The following is a 5,630-nucleotide window of genomic DNA, read 5'->3' on the forward strand; positions in this document are numbered from 1 at the left end:
CCCACAAGGGATTCCGGTTGGGTCATGTCGACGAGTCAGGGCCTGTACAGATGCGCATGCCCGGCGCGATACAGCGATGATTCGCTGAACACATCATTGCCCAACACACGCCCCACCAGTATCAGCGCCGTACGTCGAAAGCCCTTGGCCTGGACCTTTCCGGCGATATTCTCCAGGGTGCCCACCACCCAATCCTGATCCGGCCACGTGGCCCGGTGAATCACCGCGATCGGACAATCCGCGCCGTAGTGGGGCAGCAGTTCGGCGACTATTTTTTCCAGGTGATTGACGCCCAGGTGAATTGCCATGGTCGCGCCATGCTGCGCCAGGCTGGCAAGTTCTTCCCCGGCGGGCATCGCGGTCTTGTCCGCGTAGCGGGTCAGGATCACGCTCTGAGACACGTCCGGTAGCGTCAGCTCGGCGCCGAGCAGGGCCGCGCAGGCTGAGGTGGCGGTGACGCCCGGAACGATTTCGAAAGGGATGTCCAGCTCGCGCAGGCAGCGGATCTGCTCGCCGATTGCGCCATACAGACTCGGATCGCCGGAGTGCACCCGGGCCACGTCCTGGCCGTTCAGATGCGCGAGCCTGATCAGTTCGACGATCTGTTCCAGGTGCAGCTCTGCGCTGTTGACCACCTGTTCGGCGCTGTGGCCTTCGAGCACGGCCGCCGGCACCAGGGAGCCGGCGTAGATGATCACCGGGCAACGGTGGATCAGGCGCTGGCCTTTCACGGTGATCAGTTCCGGGTCGCCGGGGCCGGCACCGATGAAGTAAACGGTCATGACCGGTTCCTGTAGAAAAGGGCCTTGCATGAGCAGCGCTCATGATTCCGGCGGCGATTATCGAGGGTTACGAAGCTGCCGCCAATGCCAGAGTGGCTTGCGCGCTTTTCTGGCGGGTAATCAGCAGTTTCGCGGGCGAATCGCCCAGTTGCTCGGCCAGGGCCAGGGCGGCGCTTTCGGCGACGCCGTGGCAGCCGGTATGCTCGAAAGCAATCCGGGAACGCTGGCTGAGCTGCGTTTGATAACCCGCCAACTGCTCGGCAGGGAAGCAGGTCAGTGGCAGCGCCAATTGCTCGGCCAGTTCCAGCAGGCCTGGTTCGTCGCGCTTGAGATCGATACTGGCCAAGGCCCGCACGTTATCGAGCGCGATGCCGTGGGTCAGCAGCGTCTGCTCAAGCAATGCCCGCAACGCACTGGCCGGGCAACCGCGTTGGCAGCCCAGGCCGACCACCAGGATCGGCCCGCTACTCATGCGTCGTGGCGAGCCTGGGCGTCACGGCGAAACAGCCAGACGCTGATCAGCCCCAAGGCGAGCCAGAATGCGACGTTGGTCAATTGCGCGGCGATCTTGAACTGGCTTTCCAGCGCCTCGGGTGCCAGCATCGAGTGGACTTCAGGCTGTGGCGCGCCGGTGACGTGAGGCACCAACAGAGTCGCGACACCCAGGAGCTTCAGCAGCCATTGCCGGCCGAAGGCAATCAGGGCGATGCCCACCGCCGTGGCCGCCGCCGTGCCGATCCACCACATCTGCCGCTGGGCCAGCTCGGCCGCCACCGTGCCAGGCAGTTCCGGTGGCAGGCCAAGCGTTGGCGCGAGGACGAAGGTGGCGTAGCCGGCCAGGCCCCAAAGCAAGCCTTGGGACGTACGCGTCGGCTCGCGCAAGGTGTACAGGCCCGCCAGCATCAGGGCGAAACCCACCGCGACCACCAGGTTGCCGCCCGTGGTGGCGAGCAGGCGTTGCCAGCCGTCTTGCGGTTCCCAGGCTTCGTCGTCATGGCTGTGGGCAGCGCCCGAGGCATGCTCATGGATTTCGCTGGCCGGGGCCTTTTCGTAGGTTTCGGCTTGCTGAATCAGCGGCGAGACCCACAGGCTTTGTAGAAGAGTCAACAGCAGGGCGGCCAGCAGCCCGCTGAAACCGGCAGTCCGGGCGATACGCTTGATCATGTCGTCAGGTCTCAGTGGCACGGGAACGCGGCGCTATGCCGGGTGTCGTGGGCCGCGTTGTGCACCGCTTCGATGTGGGAGAAACCGGCGAAGTAGACCAGGCCCGCACCGAGGATCGAGGCGAGGACCGCCGCGCTCAGGCGCTGGCTCAGGGTGACAGTGCTGCTGGTGGTGCGGGCGGTGCTGCTGATGGTCGACATGGCGCTTCCCTCGGGTTTGTCGGCGGGAAGCGAGCGCAATGAAAACCTGGGCGAGGGCTCGCCAGAATTCGAACAGCGCCCGCCCACCGCGGGTTTGTTGAGCTTGAGTCATGGGCCGGTCTCCGGGCTCGCGAGGGGCTGGGCCGAAGCCTTGCCTGCAAGCGTCACCTTCCCATGCCCAGGCACAGTGGATTCGACGCTTCGCTCGCTTACCGTTGCGGGGGCAGCACCGGACTGACGTGGCTTTGAAGTAAAGCACACGATTCACCGGTTTCCCGTTTCACCCTGTGAAGGGCACCCGTAACTAGGCCGACAGGAGACCATGGGTGAGGCCGGGGCGTCAATCGCGGCTTCGCGCTACCGATGCGGCGGAATATTTTTCACGTCGCCCTGCAAAAGCCTCAAGTCGGGCCGATAAAGAAATAGGCGTACCCACAATTATCCCAAACAATACGCCGGCGGCATGGACGCTCGACCACCCTCCGAGGTCTTCCCATGTCCCTACGCAGCTTGAACATCGCCCCCCGAGCCTTTCTCGGCTTCACCGTCATCGCTTTGCTCGTTATTGTCCTCGGCGTGTTCGCCGCCAATCGCATGTCGGTCATTCGCCAGGCCTCGGTGGATATGGAACAGACCCAGGTGCCGAGCGTCAGCTATCTGGCCAGCGTGATGGAAAGCGTCCTGCGCATGCGCATCCTCTCGTTTCGCATATTGGTGAACCGTGACCCGGCCAGCCTGAAAGAGGCCGACGGGCGCATCGGTGTGCTGGTGGAAAAACTGCACAAGGCCAATAACAGCTATGCGGCGCTGCCGGCCACCCCGCAAGAGGCCGAGCTGTACAAGACTTTTTCGGCGACGCTTGCAAAGTATCTCGAGGCCCAGCAGGAAATGCTCGAGCTGTCGCGTCAGGACAAGATTGATCAACTGCGCGCCCATATCAATACGCGGATCAAGGAAGGCACCGACCTGATGGGCGAACAGCTCAACAAACTCATCGAGTTCAACGTGGCCAGCGCCAGCGATGCATCGGCCAAGGCTGGCGACTATTACACCAGCGCCATCACCGGCATTATCGTCGTCTCGGTCATCGCCGCGCTGGCGACCGTGCTGCTGGCCTTGCTCCTGACCCGCAGTATCGTCACCCCCCTGAACCGGGCGCTCGAAGCAGCCCGGACCATCGCCGGCGGCAATCTGGTCACCGTCATCGTCGACGATGGCAAGGACGAACCGGCGCGATTGCTCCAGGCCTTGGGCGCCATGCAGGGTAGCCTGCGCCAGACCATCGAGCAGATTGCCGGTTCCGCCACCCAGCTGGGCGCCGCCGCTGAAGAGTTGAGTGCCGTCACCCAGGAGTCTTCCCGTGGTTTGCAACGGCAGCACAGCGAAATCGAACAGGCGGCCACTGCCGTCAATGAGATGACCGCCGCGGTCGAGGAGGTTGCCCGCAACGCGGTGTCCACTTCCGAAGCCTCGAACCAGTCCACCCAAGCGGCCCGGGAAGGGCGCACGCGAGTGGTGGAGACCGTCGATGCGATCCAGACCATGACCCATGACGTACAAGCCACCGCCGCGATGGTCGAGGGCCTGGCGGTCCAGGGGCGTGACATCGGCAAGGTGCTGGACGTGATCCGCGCCATCGCCGAACAGACCAACCTGCTGGCCCTCAACGCGGCCATCGAAGCGGCCCGGGCCGGTGAGGCCGGACGTGGTTTCGCGGTGGTGGCCGATGAAGTCCGTGCGTTGGCCCATCGCACCGCGCAGTCGACCCAGGAAATCGAAAAAATGGTCGCCGGCATCCAGAACGGCACCGGCCAGGCCGTGCAGTCGATGCAGCAAAGCAACCAGCGCACCCAAAGCACCCTGGAACTGGCCCGTGGCGCCGGTGTGGCGCTGGAACAGATCACCCAGTCGATCCACCAGATCAACGAGCGCAACCTGGTCATTGCCAGCGCGTCCGAAGAACAGGCCCAGGTCTCCCGTGAAGTGGACCGCAACCTGATGAACATCCGTGACCTGGCCACCCAATCGGCCAGCGGCGCGCAACAGACCAGCGACGCCACCCACGAACTGTCGCGCCTGGCGGTGGGTTTGAATGCGACGGTGGCGCGCTTCGTTATTTGAGATAGGGTTGAAGCTGGATACCGCGCTAACAGGAGTAATGCATGCGCTTTTCAGCCTTGACCCAACGCATCACCGGCGACGGCGCCGCCGCCTGGCAGATCCATGACCGGGCGCTGGCCATGCGCGAACAGGGCAGGGAGGTGCTGTTGCTGTCGGTGGGCGATCCGGATTTCGACACACCACCGGCCATTGTCGAGGCCGCCGTCGCCAGCCTACGGGCGGGGGACACGCATTATTCGGATACCCGCGGCCTGCATGCGTTGCGCGCCAACATCGCCCGGCGCCACCAGCTACGTTGCGGCCAACCGGTGGGTGCCGGGCACGTTACGGTGCTGCCCGGCGCCCAGTGTGCGGTCTTCGCGGTCGCGCAATGCCTGCTCGACCCCGGCGACGAGGTGATTGTCGCCGAACCGATGTACGTCACCTACGAAGCGGTCTTCGGCGCCTGCGGGGCGAAAGTGGTCCCGGTGGCGGTGCGTCCGGAAAACGCTTTTCGGGTAGAGCCGGCCGACGTGGCCCGGCTGATCACGCCGCGTACCCGCGCGATGCTGCTCAACAGCCCCAACAATCCCTCCGGCGCGAGCCTGCCGCTAGCTACCTGGCAAGCGTTGGCGCAACTGTGCATCGAGCATGACCTGTGGCTGATCAGCGATGAGGTCTACAGCGACTTGCTCTACGACGGCGAACATATCAGCCCGGCCAGCCTGCCGGGCATGGCCGAGCGCACCGCCACCCTCAACAGCCTGTCCAAATCCCACGCCATGACGGGCTGGCGCATCGGCTGGGCCATCGGCCCCGAGTCCCTTGCCGGGCACCTGGCCAACCTGTCGCTGTGCATGCTGTTCGGCCTGCCGGACTTCGTCCAGCGCGCCGCCCAGGTTGCCCTTGAGCGGGATCTGCCTGAAGTGGCGCGGATGCGCGAGGAATATCGCCAGCGCCGTGACCTGGTGTGCGCGGCGCTGGAGGGGCGTGCGGGCCTCAGGCCGGTACGGCCCGATGGCGGCATGTTCGTGATGGTCGACGTGCGCCAGACGGGTCTCGCCGCCCAGGCATTTGCCGAGCGCCTGCTCGACGGCTATGGCGTGTCGGTGCTGGCGGGCGAGGCGTTCGGGCCGAGCGCGGCGGGGCATATCCGGATCGGCCTGGTGGTCGATCAGATGCAATTGGCGGATGCGTGTCGGCGGATCGTCGCGTGTGCGGCGGCCCTGTTGCAGGCCGATTGGTGAAGTTTTGTAGAGGCTGTGTGAAATTGTGTAAGGGTTTTGCTCGACGATGATCGCGGACGTATATCCTTGGTGGCTTGAGATTTCTTGCGCCTGTGGGACCGCTATCGCGAGCAAGCTCGCTCCCACACAGGTTTTGC

At 64.6% G+C, this 5,630-nt stretch carries 6 protein-coding genes, 1 pseudogene and 1 riboswitch; of the genes and pseudogenes, 3 read left to right on the forward strand and 4 right to left on the reverse strand.

All coding sequences use genetic code 11. The features are described 5' to 3' along the window. Positions 1–35: 35 nt before the first annotated feature. From cobM to ACE04F_RS17380, 4 genes are all read right to left on the reverse strand, one after another. Positions 36–782 carry a precorrin-4 C(11)-methyltransferase gene (cobM, locus tag ACE04F_RS17365; RefSeq protein ID WP_486108579.1) on the reverse strand — a complete coding sequence of 249 codons (747 nt, stop codon included), beginning with the start codon at positions 780–782 and terminating at the stop codon, positions 36–38. A 67-nt stretch (positions 783–849) separates the two neighbouring features. After that, positions 850–1,254: a cobalamin biosynthesis protein gene (locus ACE04F_RS17370; protein WP_486108581.1), complete on the reverse strand. Its 405-nt coding sequence runs from the start codon at positions 1,252–1,254 to the stop codon at positions 850–852. Beyond that, the gene (locus tag ACE04F_RS17375; protein ID WP_486108583.1) at positions 1,251–1,946 is read right to left on the reverse strand and encodes a CbtA family protein; all 696 of its coding nucleotides are present in this window, start codon (positions 1,944–1,946) and stop codon (positions 1,251–1,253) included. The genes ACE04F_RS17370 and ACE04F_RS17375 overlap by 4 nt, the downstream gene beginning before the upstream one ends. An 11-nt stretch (positions 1,947–1,957) precedes the next feature. Then, positions 1,958–2,146 (reverse strand): CbtB domain-containing protein, encoded by a 189-nt coding sequence (locus ACE04F_RS17380; RefSeq protein ID WP_420764493.1) that lies wholly within the window; start codon positions 2,144–2,146, stop codon positions 1,958–1,960. Between the two features lie 96 nt (positions 2,147–2,242). Beyond that, positions 2,243–2,463: riboswitch (cobalamin riboswitch) on the reverse strand. Between the two features lie 178 nt (positions 2,464–2,641). Here ACE04F_RS17380 and ACE04F_RS17385 point away from each other — a divergent pair. The 3 genes and pseudogenes from ACE04F_RS17385 to ACE04F_RS17395 all read left to right on the forward strand — a co-directional run. Then, positions 2,642–3,412 (forward strand): annotated as a pseudogene (locus ACE04F_RS17385) (MCP four helix bundle domain-containing protein); the annotation flags it as partial. Next, positions 3,404–4,267 (forward strand): methyl-accepting chemotaxis protein, encoded by an 864-nt coding sequence (locus ACE04F_RS17390; RefSeq protein ID WP_486108588.1) that lies wholly within the window; start codon positions 3,404–3,406, stop codon positions 4,265–4,267. The pseudogene ACE04F_RS17385 and the gene ACE04F_RS17390, both read left to right, overlap by 9 nt. Positions 4,268–4,308: 41 nt before the next feature. Beyond that, the gene (locus ACE04F_RS17395; RefSeq protein WP_486108586.1) at positions 4,309–5,493 is read left to right on the forward strand and encodes a pyridoxal phosphate-dependent aminotransferase; all 1,185 of its coding nucleotides are present in this window, start codon (positions 4,309–4,311) and stop codon (positions 5,491–5,493) included. Positions 5,494–5,630 lie beyond the last annotated feature (137 nt).

It is taken from the genome of Pseudomonas sp. AGC41 (assembly GCF_057334555.1).